General features: G+C 52.6%; 1 protein-coding gene. It reads right to left on the bottom strand.

Features of this window, described 5'->3' with window-relative positions:
• Positions 1-464, bottom strand: a 464-nt coding sequence (locus EXE52_RS18635) for a hypothetical protein (protein ID WP_206750696.1), incomplete at both ends; no start/stop codon positions are given.

The raw sequence follows: 464 nt of genomic DNA on the forward strand, positions 1-464 counted from the left end.
CTCCTGTACTCGGAACGTACTCCTGAATGATCGGTTCGTGGGACATCCGTTCGATGACGGCTTCTTGATCGACGCTATTGTTCCCATCTATCAACTCAACGCCAGGATAGGACAGTTCATTGTCACTCTCAATGATCGAATACCTCGACTTGATGACGGCCCGGTCTGGGGCCTTGCTCCGGTCGGACAAGAGATCAGTCTCTGGTGTAGGAATATTACACGACTGGGCCATCATGACTGTTCGGTACCTATCCCACGCCGCCTCGTAGCTCTCGATGCTCGGAATAATTAGACTCACGTCGTCTTGTATCTCCTCGGTGTTTCGGACCGTGTAAATCCCGTATCCGTTCATAGGGAGGATTGTTTGGACTTCGTCTCGCTGGGTGACAGTACGTAGGTCATGGACGAACTGGTCGTACTGGTCTCGCGGGGAGGTAACGAGGTGGGCCTCCGTACAATATTTG

Origin of the sequence: Halorubrum sp. CGM4_25_10-8A (assembly GCF_005435025.1) — an archaeon.
Classification (GTDB): Archaea; Halobacteriota; Halobacteria; order Halobacteriales; family Haloferacaceae; genus Halorubrum; species Halorubrum ezzemoulense.